Here is a 14,770-nt window from a genome sequence, read left to right as displayed (position 1 = left end):
GGAACGAGCTGTCAGAAACTGCGACGGTGCTCACACTTGGCCGTATTGCTGCCCGTGTCGCAGCCAGCGGTCGAGCAACGGGCTGACGTGGGTGGGCCAGCGTTCTAGCAAAGCCTGGGCGGCATCGCGCACGGCGGGCAGCAGATCGGCGTCGCGCATCAGGTCGGCGACCTTGAATTGCAGCAGGCCGGTCTGGCGGGTGCCGAGCATTTCGCCGGGGCCGCGCAGTTCGAGGTCTTTTTCGGCGATGACGAAACCGTCGTTGGTCTCGCGCATGATGCCCAGGCGCTGGCGGCCGATCTGCGACAGCGGCGGATGGTAGAGCAGCACGCAATGGCTGACCGCGCTGCCCCGGCCGACCCGACCGCGTAGCTGGTGCAGTTGCGCAAGGCCCAGGCGCTCGGGGTTTTCGATGATCATCAGGCTGGCGTTGGGCACGTCGACACCGACTTCGATCACGGTGGTGGCGACCAGCAGTTGCAGGTTGCCGGCCTTGAATTCGGCCATGACGGCGGCTTTCTCGGCGGGTTTCATGCGGCCGTGGATCAGCCCGACCTTTAGCTCGCCGAGGGCGGCGGTCAGGTCTTCGAAAGTGGTTTCGGCTGCCTGGCAGGTCAGCTCTTCGGATTCTTCGATCAGCGTGCACACCCAATAGGCCTGACGGCCCTCGGCGCAGGCGCTGCGCACCCGTTCGATGACTTCGACGCGGCGGGTGTCGGTGACCAGCACGGTGTTGACCGGGGTTCGGCCGGGCGGCAGTTCGTCGAGGATCGAGGTGTCGAGGTCGGCGTAGGCGCTCATCGCCAGTGTTCGCGGAATCGGCGTGGCGGTCATGATCAGTTGATGCGGGCACATGCGCCCGCCGACACCTTTCTGCCGCAACGCCAGACGCTGCTGCACGCCGAAGCGGTGCTGTTCGTCGATGATCACCAGCGCGAGGTTCTTGAACTGCACTTCGTCCTGGAACAGCGCGTGAGTGCCGACCACCATCGGCGTGCCGCTGGCGATCTGTTCCAGCGCGGCGACGCGGTTCTTGCCCTTGAGCTTGCCGGCCAGCCACGCCACGTCGATGCCCAGCGGTTCGAGCCAGCGCTTGAAGGTGATGAAGTGCTGCTCGGCGAGGATCTCGGTCGGCGCCATCAGCGCGACCTGATAGCCCGCCTCCAGCGCTTGCAGCGCGGCGAGGGCGGCGACCACGGTTTTGCCCGCACCGACGTCGCCCTGAATCAATCGCAGCATCGGTTCGTGCTGGCTGAGGTCGTAGGCGATTTCATTGCCGACCCGCTGTTGCGCGCCGGTCGGGTTGAAGCCGAGGTTGGCCAGGTATTTCGCCGGCAGCTTGGTGGCTTTCGGCATCGCCGGCGCGCGCAGGGAGCGCATGCTTTCGCGCAGGCGCTGCTGCGATAGTTGGTGGGTCAGCAGTTCTTCGAAAGCCAGGCGATGCTGGGCCCAGTGATGGCCGAGGGCGAGTTCGTCGACGTCGGCATCGGCGGGCGGGTTGTGCAGGTAGCGGATCGCGTCGGCCAGCGGCGCCAGTTGATAGTCGCGGGCCAGTTCGGTCGGCAGCCAGTCGGGCAGGGTGGATGGCTTGAGCAGGGTCAGGGTCTGCATGCACAACTGGCGCAGACGCGCCTGTGTCAGGCCTTCGGTCAGCGGGTAGACCGGGGTCAGGGTTTCATCCACCGGTGGCGGTTCGTCGCCGTTGATGGCGCGGTATTCCGGGTGGTAGATCTCCAGCCCCGAGGCGCCGGGCCGGGCTTCACCGTAGCAGCGAATCCGCGTGCCGCGCTTGAGGCCTTCTTTCTGCGCGTTGCTGAAGTGGTAGAAGCGCAGGCTCAGTCCGCCGGTGCCGTCCTGCAAACGCACGACGAGGCTGCGACGCCGGCCCATGACCACGTCGGCGCCGCTGACGGTGCCTTCGACCACGGCGTCCTGTCCCGGCCGCAACGCGCCGATCGGCACCACGCGGGTGCGATCCTGATAACGCAGCGGCAGGTGGAACAGCACGTCCTGGAGGTTTTCCAGACCGACCTTGGCCAGTTTCTCGGCCATGGCTTCACCGACACCCTTGAGTGCGGTGACCGAGACCTGCGACAGCTCAGTCATGACGCTGGCTTAACCGGCCGTAACCGGTGCGGCTGGTTTGGCGACCGAGCACAGACGAATGGAGTCGGCGAGGATCTCGATGGCTTTCGGCCGTGGGAAGCTCGCACGCCAGGCGATGGCCACGGTGCGGAACGGCACCGGTGCCGACAGCGGGCGCACTTCGATCACGCCGGGGGCGTAGTGGTGGCTGTCCACCGCTGACAGCGGCAGGATCGAGATGCCCAGACCGGACGCGACCATGTGGCGAATGGTTTCCAGTGAGCTGGATTCGACCGTGGTGTGCTTGGCGCCGTCGTTGCCCTTGGTCAGGGTCGGGCAGGCTTCCAGCACTTGATCGCGGAAGCAGTGGCCTTCGCCGAGCAGCAGCAGGCTCTTGTCGTTGAGCAGCGCGGCGTCGATGGATTCTTTCTGGGTCCACGGGTGCTGGGCCGGCATCAGGACGTAGAACGGCTCGTCGTAGAGTTGCAGGGTCAGCACGTCGGCTTCGTTGAACGGCAGGGCGATGATGATCGCGTCCAGCTCGCCGTTGCGCAGTTTGTCGCGCAGCACGTGGGTGAAGTTTTCTTCGATGTACAACGGCATCTGCGGGGCGACCCGGTGCAGTTGCGGAATCAGGTGCGGGAACAGGTACGGGCCGACGGTGTAGATCGCGCCGACTTTCAGCGGGGCGGTCAGCTGGTTCTTGCCGGCCTGGGCCAGTTCGCGGATGCCCTGGGCCTGCTCCAGCACTTTCTGCGCCTGGGCGACGATGCCTTCACCGACCGGGGTCAGGCGCACGGCGCTTTTGCTGCGCTCGAAAATCAGCACACCGAGTTCGTCTTCAAGCTTTTTCACGCCCACCGACAGGGTCGGCTGGCTGACGTGGCAACGCTCGGCCGCGTGGCCGAAATGCTGCTCTTGGGCGAGGGTAACGATGTAGCGTAATTCTGTGAGAGTCATAGCAAGCGTCCATGAAGATGCGGGCCAAGCATACCGGCTGCAATCGATAGACGCACGTTATCAGACTGAGTGATGAATGCGACACCGGGCAATGCCGGTTTGCCGTGGATGGATAAGCGAAAGGCACCTTTCGGTGCCTTTTGGGCTGGATCAGGCCGGGCTTCGCGAGTGCGAATCAGCGGCGGCGCTCCAGCGAGTACACAAACGGCGCAACGATTTCGATCGCGCCATTGGTCAGCATGTCCGCCGGTGGCTTGGGCAGCGGCTGGGCGCGGCGGATCATTTCCAGGGTGGCCCGGTCCAGATCGGCGTTGCCGGAGCGGCTCACCAGTTCGAACGACAGCACGTTGCCTTCGCCATCAACCACGAAACGCAACCGGTTCAAGCCTTCCTTGCCCCGTGCCTGAGCGCTGGCCGGGTACTTCTTGTACTTGGCCAGATGCGCGAGCAGGGTGCCTTGCCAGCTGGCCTTGGCGGCCAATTGTGCAGGCGACGGGCCCGGTGCAGGCTGGGCGGATTTCTCCGTCGGGGCCTGAGTCGGCTGGGTATCGGCCGGCTTCTCTTCGGACGGTTTCTCCTTCGGCGGATCGGGCAGTTTCTTCTCGATCGGCTTCGGCGGTTTGGGTTTCGGCTTGGGCTTGGGGTTGGGCACCGCGATCTCGGCTTTCGGCGCTTCGGCCAGTTTCGGGATCGGCAGTTCCTCAACCGGAGCCGGTGGCTGCGGTGGCGTGACGACTTTCGGCGGTGCGGGCGGTGGCGGGGCCGGAACCGGTGCCAGCTCGACCATCATTGCCTGCGGCGGCAATTCGATGGGCGGGCGGACGTTCCAGTTCAGCGCCAGCGCGATGGCCAGCGCGTGAACACCCAGCACCACGGCCAGGCTACCGCTGTAACGCGTCAGCTTATGGCGCGTGGTGATCATTTCTTGACTGCGCTCTCGAGTCCGACCAGACCGACCTTCAGGTAACCGGCGGCGCGCAGGTTATCCATCACGCTCATCAGGTCGCCGTAATCCACGCCTTTATCGGCCTGGAAGAAGATCGTCGTGTCTTTCTTGCCTTGGGTCTTGGCGTCGAGGACTGCGCCGAGGGTTTCGGCTTTCACTTCGTCATCGCCAATGAACAGGCGCTGGTCAGCCTTCACGCTGAGGAACACCGGTTTCTCAGGCCGCGGCGCCGGTTTGGCGGTCGAGGCAGGCAGGTCAACCTTGATGTCCACGGTGGCCAGCGGCGCGGCCACCATGAAGATGATCAACAGCACCAGCATCACGTCGATGAACGGCGTGACGTTGATTTCGTGGTTCTCGGCCAGATCGTCGTCTGCGCCTTCTTTCAAATGCAGGCCCATGGCCGATTACCCCACTTTCACCATGTGCGGTTGCGAGCTGTTGCGCTCAGGCTGGTGGTCGAGGTCGCGGCTGACCAGCAGCAGCACCTGAGCTGATGCATCGGACACCTGAGCCTTGTAACCGGCGATGGAGCGGGCAAAGACGTTGTAGATGACCACGGCAGGAATCGCGGCTACCAGACCCAGTGCGGTAGCCAGCAGCGCTTCAGCGATACCCGGTGCTACGACGGCAAGGTTGGTGGTCTGGGTTTTGGCGATGCCGATGAAGCTGTTCATGATGCCCCACACGGTACCGAACAGACCGACGAACGGTGCGGTGGAACCGATGGTGGCGAGGACGCCGGTGCCGCTGCTCATGTTGCGGCCACAGGCGGCAACCAGACGCTCGAGGCGGAAGCTGACGCGTTCCTTGATGCCTTCTTTCTCGCGGGCGTTGGTCGACAGGCGCATTTCTTCCAGTGCGTCGTGTACCAGCAGGTTGGCGAGGGTGCCTTCCTTCGCGGCGGTGGCGCTGGCCTCTTTGAGCGTGGCGGCTTTTTTCAGGGCGGCAATCTCGCCGCGCAGACGACGCTTGGCGCCCATCAGCTCGAAGCCCTTGGCGATCCAGATGGTCCAGGTGATGATCGAGGCGATGGCCAGACCGATCATCACGGCTTTAACGATCACGTCGGCGTTCTGGTACATGCCCCATGGCGACAGGTCGTGGGCCATGCCCAGGGTGTTGTCGGCTTCGAGGACTTCCGGCGCGTCGGCGGCGCTGGCGGCGCTGGCGTCTACGGCCTGCACCGGGTCGGTCGCGGCAGGTGCGGCGGCCGGAGCGCTCTGCTCGGTGGCGGCTGGCGCGGCCGGGGTTTGTGCGTCAGCGAAGGCGGCGGCTGGCGCCAGCATCAGGCTGAGCAGCAGGGCAGCCACGGCGCTCCAGGCGCGAGGTCGGTTGGTTGGCGAAGCGGAGTTTTGAATGCGTGTCATGCTGGCCGGACCTGAGATAGAAAAACGGTAATGCTCTTCCAGGCCTCGTGAGGCCGAGAACAAAAGTGGCGTGCATTATTGCAAGTAATTCTTGTTAACAGAAGTAATAGAGTTGCTTTTTTTCCTTCATTGCTAGCCGCTCGTCCTTTGCCGAGGCTAGTCTGTCGCTTTCCGATGGGAGATTTTTGATGTCCGCGCCTTCTGTTTTGATCGCCGGTTGTGGTGATGTCGGCAGTCGTCTGGCCACGCAATTGCTGGCTGCCGGCTTCCAGGTCTACGGCCTGCGCCGTGATATTTCACGTTTGCCGGACGGCGTTATCGGTGTCGCCGGTGACTTGTTCAATGAAGATTGCCCCGAGACCTGGCCGGTGGGCGCTATCGATTACCTGGTGTATAGCGCGGCGGCCACCGATCACGATGAGGTCGGTTATCGCGCGGCTTATGTGCAGGGTTTGCAGCATGTGCTGGGTTGGCTGAACGATTACGGTCAGGAGCCGGAGCGGCTGCTGTTCGTTTCCAGCAGCAGTGTTTATGGCCAGCAAAACGGCGAATGGGTTGATGAAAAATCCGAAACCGTCGCTGCGGGTTATTCCGGTCGGGTGATGCTGGAGGCCGAGCAGGTTGCGCTCAACAGCGGCATTCCTGCGAGCATCGTGCGCCTGACGGGTATTTATGGCCCTGGTCGTGAATGGCTGCTGACCCAGGTGCGTCGGGGTTATCGCGTGGCGGTCGATCCGCCGCTGTATGGCAATCGCATCCATGCCGATGACGCGGCGGGGTTGATGGCGTTTCTGCTGGAAGCGGCTCGCAGAGGCGGGGCGCTGGATGACATCTATATCGGCGTGGACGATGCGCCGGCGCCGCTGGCCGAGGTGGTAGCGTGGCTGCGTGAGTATCTGGGTGTCACCGAGTGGTCGGAAGACGAGAGCGTGCGTCGCACCGGCAGCAAGCGTTGCAGCAATGCCCGGGCGAAGGCGCTGGGATGGGTGCCGAAGTATCCGAGTTATCGCGAGGGGTATGCGGCGATTCTTGAGGGGCGCTGCTGATCTTCGGTCGTAAAAAAGGCGGAAGCAAATGCTTGCTCCCGCCTTTTTTGTCTCAAGCGCCGATCACTGCTTCTCGAGCAACCACTTGCGTTCACCCGGGGTGAACTGCGGTTGTTCGTCCGCCAGTGCCGTGTTCACGGCCTGCAGGATTTCCAGCTCTTTGCCCTTGCGAACAAAGATCCAGTTGTTGCCCTGGCCGTTCTGCTGCAACCACATGCTGTCGTTGCCGCTGCTCATCGATGCGCAATCGCCTGCGAGGCACAGCGCATAGCGGTCGGCACCCGGCAGGCCGGAGACTTGACCGTCCGCCTGGAACTGCACGGTGGCGCCTTCGCCCTGGCCGCTGGTGATCGTCCAGTTGCCGCCCAGATAAGCGGAATACAGCGCGCGTTCGAAGCTGGCGCCGATCGGTGCGCCGTCCGGCACCGGGATCTGTGCGCGGTCGAAGACTTGTTCCGGTTCATTTTCGTTGGCAGCTTGTTGCAGTTGGCCGCCGTCGCGTTTCAGCTCGCTGGCGGAGCTGCCATAGAAGTCGACTTTCCAGGCGCCGGACTGTTCGCCGAGCAAGCGACCTTCGACGTTTTCGAAACCGTTGGTGTAGCGGGCCTGACCGGCCTTGGTGTTGACGTCCCACTCCAGGTTCGGGCCGTAAGCCTGAAGCGCTTCGCGCAGGGGGCCGCCCTTGGCAGCGGCATCGATGGCGACCTGATTTATCCAGGTGCCGCTGATGTCACGGTCGGCAGGGTTGCTGGCGCAACCGCCGAGGAAAATGGCGAGCAGCGAGAGAGCAAGCGCTTTGCGCATGGTGGAATCCTTTCAAAACCTTTTCTTTACCGCAGAGCAGTCGGCGCGGCGTCTGAAGCCGCGCCGTGCGCATTACTCGATGACCAGAATGGCATCCATTTCAACCTGCGAACCCTTTGGCAGGGCTGCCACGCCGATGGCGGCACGCGCCGGGTACGGCTGGTCGAAGTACTTGCCCATGATCTCGTTGACCTTGGCGAAGTGGCTCAGGTCGGTGAGGAAGATGTTCAGCTTGACGATGTCCTTGAACGAACCGCCGGCGGCTTCGGCCACGGCTTTCAGGTTCTCGAACACCTGGACGGTCTGGGCTTCGAAGCCTTCGACCAGTTCCATGGTTTTTGGATCGAGGGGAATCTGACCCGACATGTAAACGGTGTTGCCAGCCTTGATCGCCTGGGAGTAAGTGCCGATGGCGGCCGGGGCCTTGTCGCTGGTGATAACAGTCTTGGTCATGTATGACTCCTTGTAATGATTGAGTTATGCACGCATGCGGGTGATGCGGATCACCCCGGTCAGGGCGCGCAGTTTCTTGATCACGCGGGCCAGGTGCACACGGTCGTGGACGCTGACCACCAACTGGACAACGCTGATGCGACCATCGCGTTCGTCCATGCTGATCTTCTCGATATTGCCGTCGGCTGCGTTGACGCTGCTGGCCAGCAGGGCGATCAGGCCGCGCTGGTGCTCCAGCTCGACGCGCAGTTCGACGTTGAATTCGCCGGTGACATCCTTGGCCCACGAGAGCTGGATGCATTTTTCCGGGTTGTGACGGATTTCGCTGATGTTGCGGCAGTTGTCCAGGTGCACGACCATGCCCTTGCCCGCCGACAGGTGACCGACAATCGGGTCGCCCGGGATCGGCGTACAGCATTTGGCATAGCTGAGAACCAGGCCTTCGGTGCCGCGAATCGCCAGCGGACCTTCCGGGCTTGGCAGTTGTTCGCCTTCGCCGAGCAGGCGGCGCGCCACGACGTAGGCCATGCGGTTGCCGAGGCCGATGTCTTCCAGCAAGTCTTCGATCAGTTCGAGGCGGTACTCGGTGAGCATCGCCTTCACACGCTCGGCCGGAATCTGTTCCAGCGCGCTGTCGAAGCCGTTGAGCACCTTGTTCAGCAGGCGTTCGCCGAGGCTGATGGATTCGGACCGGCGTTGCAGTTTCAGCGCGTGGCGGATATGGGTTCGCGCCTTGCCGGTGACCACGAAGTTGAGCCACGCCGGGTTCGGCCGTGCGCCGGGAGCGCTGACGATCTCGACCGTGGAGCCGCTTTGCAGCGGTTCGGACAGCGGCGCGAGACGACGGTTGATCCGGCAGGCGATGCAGCTGTTGCCGACGTCGGTGTGCACCGCGTAGGCGAAGTCCACAGCCGTGGAGCCTTTGGGCAGCTCCATGATCCGGCCTTTGGGCGTGAACACGTAGACCTCGTCCGGGAACAGGTCGATCTTCACACTCTCGATGAATTCCAGCGAGTTGCCGGCGCGTTGCTGCATTTCCAGCACGCCCTTGACCCACTGACGGGCGCGGGCGTGGGTGCCTTTCGGCTGCTCGTCACCGCTGGATTTGTACAGCCAATGGGCGGCGATGCCGTTGTTGGCCATCTCTTCCATTTCACGGGTGCGGATCTGGATTTCGATCGGGACGCCATGCATGCCGAACAGCGTAGTGTGCAGCGACTGATAGCCGTTGGCCTTGGGGATCGCGATGTAATCCTTGAAGCGCCCCGGCAACGGTTTGTACAAATTATGTACAGCACCCAGCACGCGGTAGCAGGTATCGACCTTGTCGACGATGATCCGGAACGCATAGACGTCCATGATCTCGTTGAAGGCCCGACGCTTGCCGCGCATTTTCTTGTAGATGCCGTAAAGGTGTTTCTGGCGACCGCTGACTTCACCCTGGATGCCGTCGATGGCGAGGCAGTGGCCGAGGGATTCTTCGATCTTGTTGACGATTTCCTTGCGGTTGCCCCGGGCGCGTTTGACGGCCTGGTAGATCCGCGCGGAACGCATCGGGTGCATCGCCTTGAAGCCGAGGTCTTCGAATTCGATGCGGATCGCGTGCATGCCCAATCGGTTGGCGATGGGTGCGTAGATCTCGAGGGTTTCCTTGGCGATACGCCGGCGTTTTTCGCCGGACAGCACTTCCAGCGTGCGCATGTTGTGCAGGCGGTCGGCGAGCTTGACCAGGATCACGCGAATATCGCGTGCCATGGCCATGGCCATTTTCTGGAAGTTTTCCGCCTGGGCTTCGGCCTTGGTCTCGAAGTTCATCTGGGTCAGTTTGCTGACCCCGTCGACCAGTTCGGCCACGGTTTCACCGAACTGCGCTTGCAGCGCTTCCTTGGCGATACCGGTGTCTTCGATCACGTCATGCAGCATCGCAGCCATCAGGCTCTGATGGTCCATGTGCATGTCGGCAAGAATATTTGCCACGGCAAGAGGATGCGTGACGTACGCCTCGCCGCTACGGCGGCGTTGGCCGTCGTGGGCTTGTTCGGCGTAGAAATACGCTCGGCGGACCAGGTTGACCTGGTCGTTGCCGAGGTAGGTCGATAAGCGATCGGCGAGGGCGTCTATGCTCGGCATGATGTCTCCTGCCGTAGGCTGTGATCCCGCGCCGTGCTACGTCGACCAGGCATAGGCTTAGACGGCCTCGTTGGACTCGTCCTCGAACGCAGCGAAGACAGGGTCTTCGTGGACGATTTCCTGCTCGGCGATGAACTCGTAGCTCATCAGGCCTTCAGCGATTTCACGCAGCGCAACTACGGTCGGTTTGTCGTTTTCCCACTGAACCAGGGGCTCTTTGCCGCCGGTGGCCAGTTGACGGGCACGCTTGGTAGAGAGCATGACCAGCTCAAAGCGGTTTTCCACGTGTTCTAGGCAGTCTTCAACGGTTACGCGGGCCATGGTATTCCTCGGAGCGAATGCAATATGCGCGCTGCCCGGTTGGGCGAGCGGACTCAACAGTTTAAAAAATCACCAGCGATTAGGGAAGCGCTGATTTTTTGACCAGACTCTTCAACGCGCTGCAAGTGCCAATGTAAAGCCCTTGCAGCGGTTTTGGGAAGTGCTGTTTCAGCCCAGCAATTCAGCCAGCAATTTGCCGAAACGCACTTGCTGGCGTTTCTGTTGCAACTGATTGGCGCGGAAAATCGCCTTCAGATCGTCCAGCGCATGGGCGAAATCGTCATTGATGATCAGGTAGTCGTACTCGACGTAATGGCTCATCTCGCTGACCGCTTCACGCATCCGGCCGTCGATGATCTCGTCGCTGTCCTGGCCACGGTTGGTCAGGCGCTGGTGCAGGGCCTGCAGCGATGGCGGCAGAATGAAGATCGAACGGGCCTGCGGCATCAGCTTGCGCACTTGCTCGGCGCCTTGCCAGTCGATTTCCAGAATCAGGTCGTGGCCTTCGTCCAGGGTCTGCTGCAGGCGGCTTTGCGAGGTGCCGTAGAAGTTGCCGAAAACTTCGGCGCGTTCCAGGAAGTCGCCGTGCTCACCCATCTTCACGAACTCTTCGCGGGTCACGAAGTGATAGTTCACGCCATCCACTTCGCCCGGGCGCATGGCGCGGGTGGTGTGGGAAATCGAAACGCGGATTTCCGGGTTGGCGTCGGTCAGGGCCTTGACCAGACTGCTCTTGCCCGCGCCCGAAGGGGCGGAAATGATGTACAGGGTGCCGGTGCTGTGGGTCATGTCGGGGGTAGCCTTACTCAATATTCTGCACTTGTTCGCGCATCTGCTCGATCAACACCTTGAGGTTGACCGCCGCCTGGGTGCTGCGCGGGTCGAAGGCCTTGGAGCCCAGTGTGTTGGCTTCGCGGTTGAGCTCCTGCATCAGGAAGTCCAGGCGCCGGCCGGCGGCACCGCCGGACTTGAGCACCCGGCGAACTTCGATGATGTGGGTGCTCAGGCGATCCAGTTCTTCGGCCACGTCGCTCTTTTGCGCGAGCATGACCATTTCCTGTTCCAGACGCTGCGGATCCATCTCGGCCTTCATGTCGGCGAAACGGTCGAGGACTTTCTGGCGCTGGGTGGCGAGCATCTGCGGAACCAGTTCGCGCAGGGTCACTACATCTTCTTCGATGGAGGTCAGGCGATCGTTGATCAGGCGTGCCAGCTCCGCGCCTTCGCGCTCGCGGCCGGCCTTGAGGTCTTTCAGGCCCTGATTGAACAGGGCCAGCGCCTCGGCGTTCAGCGCCTGCGGATCGGAGGCGTCGGCCACCAGTACGCCCGGCCAGGCCAACACTTCCAGCGGGTTCAGCGCCGCCGGGTTCTTGATCAGGTCAGCAACGGTTTCGGCAGCGGCGACCAGTTGCGCGGCGCGCTCGCGATCCACCTGCAGCGGCTTGCCGGTGCTTTCCTCGGTGAAACGCAGGGTGCATTCCAGTTTGCCGCGCGACAGGCCCTGGCGCAGGGCTTCGCGGACAGCGCCTTCGAGGTCGCGAAACGACTCCGGCAGGCGCAAGTGGGGTTCCAGGTAACGGCTGTTGACCGAGCGCAGTTCCCAGCTCAGGGTGCCCTGGACGCCGGCTTTTTCGACGCGGGCGAAGGCGGTCATGCTGTGCACCATGGGGTGACCTCGCGATACAGATCGGCGCGAATTGAAGCTCCGCAGCTCGATATCAATGAATTTAAGCCGACTGGCAGCAAAGGCGCAGGATTGTAGCGCAGTGCGGCAGATGCGCCCAAACACACGGTGTGACAAAGGGCTGCAGGCCGTCGGCAATGCGCGTTTCAGGGCCTTCGGTCGTCGGCCGGATTTTTTAACGAGTGCCCAGGCGCGGTGCGCGGCTCTATAATGCTCCGCAGTTTTCCGTCCCCAGTACAGGTATCTCCTATGAAACGTCCTAGTGGTCGCGCTGCCGATCAGCTCCGCTCGATCCGCATTACCCGCAACTACACCAAACACGCCGAGGGATCGGTACTGGTCGAATTCGGTGATACCAAAGTCATCTGCACCGTCAGCGTAGAAAACGGCGTGCCGCGTTTTCTCAAAGGCCAGGGCCAGGGTTGGCTGACCGCCGAATACGGCATGCTGCCGCGCGCCACCGGCGAGCGTAACCAGCGTGAAGCGAGCCGTGGCAAGCAGGGCGGTCGTACCCTGGAAATCCAGCGCCTGATCGGCCGTTCCCTGCGCGCCGCGCTGGACATGTCCAAGCTGGGCGACGTCACCCTGTACGTCGATTGCGACGTAATCCAGGCTGACGGCGGCACCCGTACCGCGTCGATCACCGGCGCCATGGTTGCGCTGGTCGATGCACTGAAAGTGATCAAGAAGCGTGGCGGCCTGAAAGGCGGCGACCCGCTCAAGCAAATGATCGGCGCCGTTTCCGTGGGCATGTACCAGGGCGAGCCGGTGCTGGATCTGGACTATCTTGAAGATTCCGCTGCCGAGACCGACCTCAACGTGGTGATGACCAGCACTGGTGGCTTCATCGAAGTGCAGGGCACCGCCGAAGGCGCGCCGTTCCAGCCTGAAGAGCTGAACGCGATGCTGGAGCTGGCCAAGAAAGGCATGAACGAGATCTTCGAACTGCAAAAGGCTGCACTGGCCGACTGAGCAGGTTCGTAACCCGCAAGGAGGACACGATGAGTGATGAGCAAGAGTTGCTGCCCAAGCCGAGCCAGGAGGTTCGCCAATGGGCCATGTTTTGTCACTTGTCCGCCTTGCTGGGGATCTGGATTCCGTTCGGCACGCTGATCGGGCCGCTGGTCCTGTGGCAGATGAAGCGCGAGACCGATCCGTTCATCGACGCCCAGGGCAAGGAAGCGTTGAATTTCCAGATCACCGTGGCGATTGCTTCGATGGTCTGCTTCGTTCTGATGCTGTTGCTTATCGGGTTCGTGCTGTTTGGCCTGCTGGCCATTGCGGCGCTGGTGCTGACGATTATCGGCGGAGTGAAAGCCAACGAAGGCTTCCCTTATCGTTATCCGTTCACCTGGCGGTTGATCAAATAACGAACGATCGCCCACAAAAAAACCGACGGTGAAGTCGGTTTTTTTGTGTCTGCGAAAGGCCGCTTAGATGGTCAGCGTCCAGTCGTAGTCGACGATCAGCGGCGCGTGCTGCGAGAACCGAGGCTGACGCGGCAGGCGTGCGCTGCGCACGAAGCGTCGCAGGCCCGGGGTCAGGATCTGGTAGTCGAAGCGCCAGCCCAGATTCAGCATCTCGGCCTGTTCGTTGTCCGGCCACCAGCTGTACTGGTCACCTTCGCGGCTGACTTCGCGCAGGGCATCTACGTAGCCCATGTTGCCGACAATCTCGTCCATCCAGGCGCGTTCCGGCGCCAGGAAGCCCGGTGATTGCTGGCTGTCGCGCCAGTTCTTGATGTCGAGCTTCTGCTGCGCGACGTACAGCGAGCCACAATAAATGTACTCGCGACGTTTGCGCCGCTGTTTGTCCAGGTACTTGCCGAAGTCGTCCATGAGCTTGAACTTCTGGTTCAAGTCCTCATCGCCGTTCATCCCCGAAGGAAGCAGCAAGGTGGCAATACTGACTTTGTCGAAATCTGCTTGCAGGTAGCGCCCGTAGCGGTCGGCCGTCTCGAATCCGAGACCGCTGATGACAGCCTTCGGTTGCAACCGCGAATACAAAGCCACGCCGCCTTGGGCAGGGACTTCAGCATCGCAGGCATAAAGGAAGTAGCCATCCAGTTGGAAGGCTGGGTCGTCCAGTTCAAAGGCGGAGGCACGGGTGTCCTGCAGGCAGATGACGTCGGCATTCTGTGCCTGCAGCCAACTGAGCAAACCGCGCTCGACTGCAGCCTGAATACCATTGACGTTCACACTGATGATCCGCATAAATGGCCCCAAAAATCGCGTGCGTGTATGATACACGGCGTCAAGCTAATTAGCTAAATCCGTGGTATTTGGGGTTTTTTTCATGCAAGCGTATCAGCGCGATTTCATTCGTTTTGCCATCGATCGCGGCGTTTTGCGCTTCGGTGAGTTCACCCTGAAGTCCGGGCGCACCAGTCCTTACTTCTTCAATGCCGGCCTGTTCAACTCGGGTTCCGCGCTCGCGCAGCTGGGACGTTTCTACGCCGCAGCCATCGCCGAGAGCGGCATTCCGTTCGACGTGCTGTTCGGCCCGGCCTACAAAGGCATCCCGCTGGCGGCAACTACTGCTGTGGCGCTGGCCGAGCACCACAACCGTGACCTGCCTTGGTGCTTCAACCGCAAGGAAGCCAAGGCCCACGGCGAAGGCGGCAGCCTGGTCGGCGCGCCGTTGACCGGCGACGTGCTGATCATCGACGACGTGATCACCGCCGGCACCGCGATCCGTGAAGTGATGCAGATCATCGCTTCCCAGGACGGCGCCAAGGCTGCCGGCGTGCTGATCGCCCTGAACCGTCAGGAGCGCGGCAACGGTGAGCTGTCGGCCATTCAGGAAGTCGAACGTGATTTCGGCATTCCGGTCATCAGCATCGTGTCGCTGAACCAAGTGCTGGAATTCCTGGCAGACGACCCGCAGCTCAAGCAGCACCTGCCGGCCGTTGAAGCCTATCGCGCCCAGTTCGGCGTCTGATCGCAGCTTCAGGCAAAATAAAGACCCCGCT

At 62.1% G+C, this 14,770-nt stretch carries 16 protein-coding genes; 4 read left to right on the top strand and 12 right to left on the bottom strand.

What is annotated here, in order from left to right:
* Positions 1-30: 30 nt before the first annotated feature.
* The 5 genes from recG to exbB all read right to left on the bottom strand — a co-directional run bounded on the left by recG (position 31) and on the right by exbB (position 5,361).
* Entirely contained in the window at positions 31-2,106 is a 2,076-nt protein-coding gene (recG, locus tag BMZ46_RS16235; protein WP_074689971.1) for an ATP-dependent DNA helicase RecG, read from the bottom strand.
* Positions 2,107-2,115: 9 nt separating this feature from the next.
* The gene (locus BMZ46_RS16230; protein WP_007954418.1) at positions 2,116-3,045 is read right to left on the bottom strand and encodes a hydrogen peroxide-inducible genes activator; all 930 of its coding nucleotides are present in this window, start codon (positions 3,043-3,045) and stop codon (positions 2,116-2,118) included.
* Between the two features lie 175 nt (positions 3,046-3,220).
* Complete coding sequence (locus tag BMZ46_RS16225) at positions 3,221-3,967, bottom strand: TonB family protein (RefSeq protein WP_074689973.1); 747 nt, start codon at positions 3,965-3,967, stop codon at positions 3,221-3,223.
* Positions 3,964-4,392, bottom strand: a complete 429-nt coding sequence (gene exbD, locus BMZ46_RS16220) for a TonB system transport protein ExbD (protein WP_039765185.1) — start codon at positions 4,390-4,392, stop codon at positions 3,964-3,966. Before exbD ends, BMZ46_RS16225 begins: the two co-directional genes overlap by 4 nt.
* A gap of 6 nt (positions 4,393-4,398) precedes the next feature.
* Positions 4,399-5,361 (bottom strand): tonB-system energizer ExbB, encoded by a 963-nt coding sequence (gene exbB / locus BMZ46_RS16215; protein WP_074689976.1) that lies wholly within the window; start codon positions 5,359-5,361, stop codon positions 4,399-4,401.
* Positions 5,362-5,549: 188 nt separating this feature from the next.
* Between exbB and BMZ46_RS16210 the strand changes: the two genes are divergently transcribed.
* Entirely contained in the window at positions 5,550-6,407 is an 858-nt protein-coding gene (locus BMZ46_RS16210) for an SDR family oxidoreductase (RefSeq protein WP_039765190.1), read from the top strand.
* 63 nt (positions 6,408-6,470) lie between these two features.
* On the opposite strand, the gene BMZ46_RS16205 is transcribed toward BMZ46_RS16210, so the two are convergent.
* The 6 genes from BMZ46_RS16205 to BMZ46_RS16180 form a co-directional block, all read right to left on the bottom strand.
* Positions 6,471-7,211 carry a putative periplasmic lipoprotein gene (locus BMZ46_RS16205; protein WP_074689978.1) on the bottom strand — a complete coding sequence of 247 codons (741 nt, stop codon included), beginning with the start codon at positions 7,209-7,211 and terminating at the stop codon, positions 6,471-6,473.
* A 72-nt stretch (positions 7,212-7,283) separates the two neighbouring features.
* Positions 7,284-7,664, bottom strand: a complete 381-nt coding sequence (locus tag BMZ46_RS16200; protein WP_003229509.1) for a RidA family protein — start codon at positions 7,662-7,664, stop codon at positions 7,284-7,286.
* A 24-nt stretch (positions 7,665-7,688) separates the two neighbouring features.
* The gene (spoT, locus tag BMZ46_RS16195) at positions 7,689-9,794 is read right to left on the bottom strand and encodes a bifunctional GTP diphosphokinase/guanosine-3',5'-bis pyrophosphate 3'-pyrophosphohydrolase (protein WP_007954439.1); all 2,106 of its coding nucleotides are present in this window, start codon (positions 9,792-9,794) and stop codon (positions 7,689-7,691) included.
* Positions 9,795-9,851: 57 nt separating this feature from the next.
* Complete coding sequence (rpoZ, locus tag BMZ46_RS16190) at positions 9,852-10,115, bottom strand: DNA-directed RNA polymerase subunit omega (protein ID WP_003229503.1); 264 nt, start codon at positions 10,113-10,115, stop codon at positions 9,852-9,854.
* 168 nt (positions 10,116-10,283) lie between these two features.
* On the bottom strand, positions 10,284-10,904 hold the full coding sequence (gmk, locus tag BMZ46_RS16185) for a guanylate kinase (protein WP_003229498.1): 621 nt from the start codon (positions 10,902-10,904) through the stop codon (positions 10,284-10,286).
* A gap of 13 nt (positions 10,905-10,917) precedes the next feature.
* Positions 10,918-11,781, bottom strand: a complete 864-nt coding sequence (locus tag BMZ46_RS16180) for a YicC/YloC family endoribonuclease (protein ID WP_039765196.1) — start codon at positions 11,779-11,781, stop codon at positions 10,918-10,920.
* A 267-nt stretch (positions 11,782-12,048) separates the two neighbouring features.
* Here BMZ46_RS16180 and rph point away from each other — a divergent pair, with 267 nt between their 5' ends.
* Positions 12,049-12,771, top strand: a complete 723-nt coding sequence (gene rph / locus BMZ46_RS16175) for a ribonuclease PH (RefSeq protein ID WP_003229494.1) — start codon at positions 12,049-12,051, stop codon at positions 12,769-12,771.
* Between the two features lie 29 nt (positions 12,772-12,800).
* A complete protein-coding gene (locus BMZ46_RS16170; RefSeq protein ID WP_039765199.1) occupies positions 12,801-13,169 on the top strand; it encodes a DUF4870 domain-containing protein in 369 nt (122 codons plus the stop codon).
* Between the two features lie 63 nt (positions 13,170-13,232).
* On the opposite strand, the gene BMZ46_RS16165 is transcribed toward BMZ46_RS16170, so the two are convergent.
* On the bottom strand, positions 13,233-14,012 hold the full coding sequence (locus BMZ46_RS16165; protein ID WP_007920349.1) for an exodeoxyribonuclease III: 780 nt from the start codon (positions 14,010-14,012) through the stop codon (positions 13,233-13,235).
* A gap of 82 nt (positions 14,013-14,094) precedes the next feature.
* Here BMZ46_RS16165 and pyrE point away from each other — a divergent pair, with 82 nt between their 5' ends.
* The gene (gene pyrE / locus BMZ46_RS16160; RefSeq protein WP_011336558.1) at positions 14,095-14,739 is read left to right on the top strand and encodes an orotate phosphoribosyltransferase; all 645 of its coding nucleotides are present in this window, start codon (positions 14,095-14,097) and stop codon (positions 14,737-14,739) included.
* The last annotated feature ends 31 nt before the right edge of the window (positions 14,740-14,770 follow it).

This window comes from Pseudomonas sp. NFIX49 (assembly GCF_900115915.1).
GTDB classification, from domain to species: domain Bacteria; phylum Pseudomonadota; class Gammaproteobacteria; order Pseudomonadales; family Pseudomonadaceae; genus Aquipseudomonas; species Aquipseudomonas pharyngis.
This window is presented reverse-complemented; position numbering and strand designations above follow the sequence as displayed.

What these genes read in the sequence shown, in the direction of transcription:
- rph (WP_003229494.1), top strand. Translation starts at nt 12,049, where the DNA reads ATGAAACGTCCTAGTGGTCGCGCTGCCGATCAGCTCCGCTCGATCCGC.
- BMZ46_RS16205 (WP_074689978.1), bottom strand. Translation starts at nt 7,211, where the DNA reads ATGCGCAAAGCGCTTGCTCTCTCGCTGCTCGCCATTTTCCTCGGCGGT.
- BMZ46_RS16165 (WP_007920349.1), bottom strand. Translation starts at nt 14,012, where the DNA reads ATGCGGATCATCAGTGTGAACGTCAATGGTATTCAGGCTGCAGTCGAG.
- BMZ46_RS16170 (WP_039765199.1), top strand. Translation starts at nt 12,801, where the DNA reads ATGAGTGATGAGCAAGAGTTGCTGCCCAAGCCGAGCCAGGAGGTTCGC.
- gmk (WP_003229498.1), bottom strand. Translation starts at nt 10,904, where the DNA reads ATGACCCACAGCACCGGCACCCTGTACATCATTTCCGCCCCTTCGGGC.
- exbD (WP_039765185.1), bottom strand. Translation starts at nt 4,392, where the DNA reads ATGGGCCTGCATTTGAAAGAAGGCGCAGACGACGATCTGGCCGAGAAC.
- BMZ46_RS16200 (WP_003229509.1), bottom strand. Translation starts at nt 7,664, where the DNA reads ATGACCAAGACTGTTATCACCAGCGACAAGGCCCCGGCCGCCATCGGC.
- pyrE (WP_011336558.1), top strand. Translation starts at nt 14,095, where the DNA reads ATGCAAGCGTATCAGCGCGATTTCATTCGTTTTGCCATCGATCGCGGC.
- rpoZ (WP_003229503.1), bottom strand. Translation starts at nt 10,115, where the DNA reads ATGGCCCGCGTAACCGTTGAAGACTGCCTAGAACACGTGGAAAACCGC.
- exbB (WP_074689976.1), bottom strand. Translation starts at nt 5,361, where the DNA reads ATGACACGCATTCAAAACTCCGCTTCGCCAACCAACCGACCTCGCGCC.
- recG (WP_074689971.1), bottom strand. Translation starts at nt 2,106, where the DNA reads ATGACTGAGCTGTCGCAGGTCTCGGTCACCGCACTCAAGGGTGTCGGT.
- spoT (WP_007954439.1), bottom strand. Translation starts at nt 9,794, where the DNA reads ATGCCGAGCATAGACGCCCTCGCCGATCGCTTATCGACCTACCTCGGC.
- BMZ46_RS16180 (WP_039765196.1), bottom strand. Translation starts at nt 11,781, where the DNA reads ATGGTGCACAGCATGACCGCCTTCGCCCGCGTCGAAAAAGCCGGCGTC.
- BMZ46_RS16225 (WP_074689973.1), bottom strand. Translation starts at nt 3,967, where the DNA reads ATGATCACCACGCGCCATAAGCTGACGCGTTACAGCGGTAGCCTGGCC.
- BMZ46_RS16230 (WP_007954418.1), bottom strand. Translation starts at nt 3,045, where the DNA reads ATGACTCTCACAGAATTACGCTACATCGTTACCCTCGCCCAAGAGCAG.
- BMZ46_RS16210 (WP_039765190.1), top strand. Translation starts at nt 5,550, where the DNA reads ATGTCCGCGCCTTCTGTTTTGATCGCCGGTTGTGGTGATGTCGGCAGT.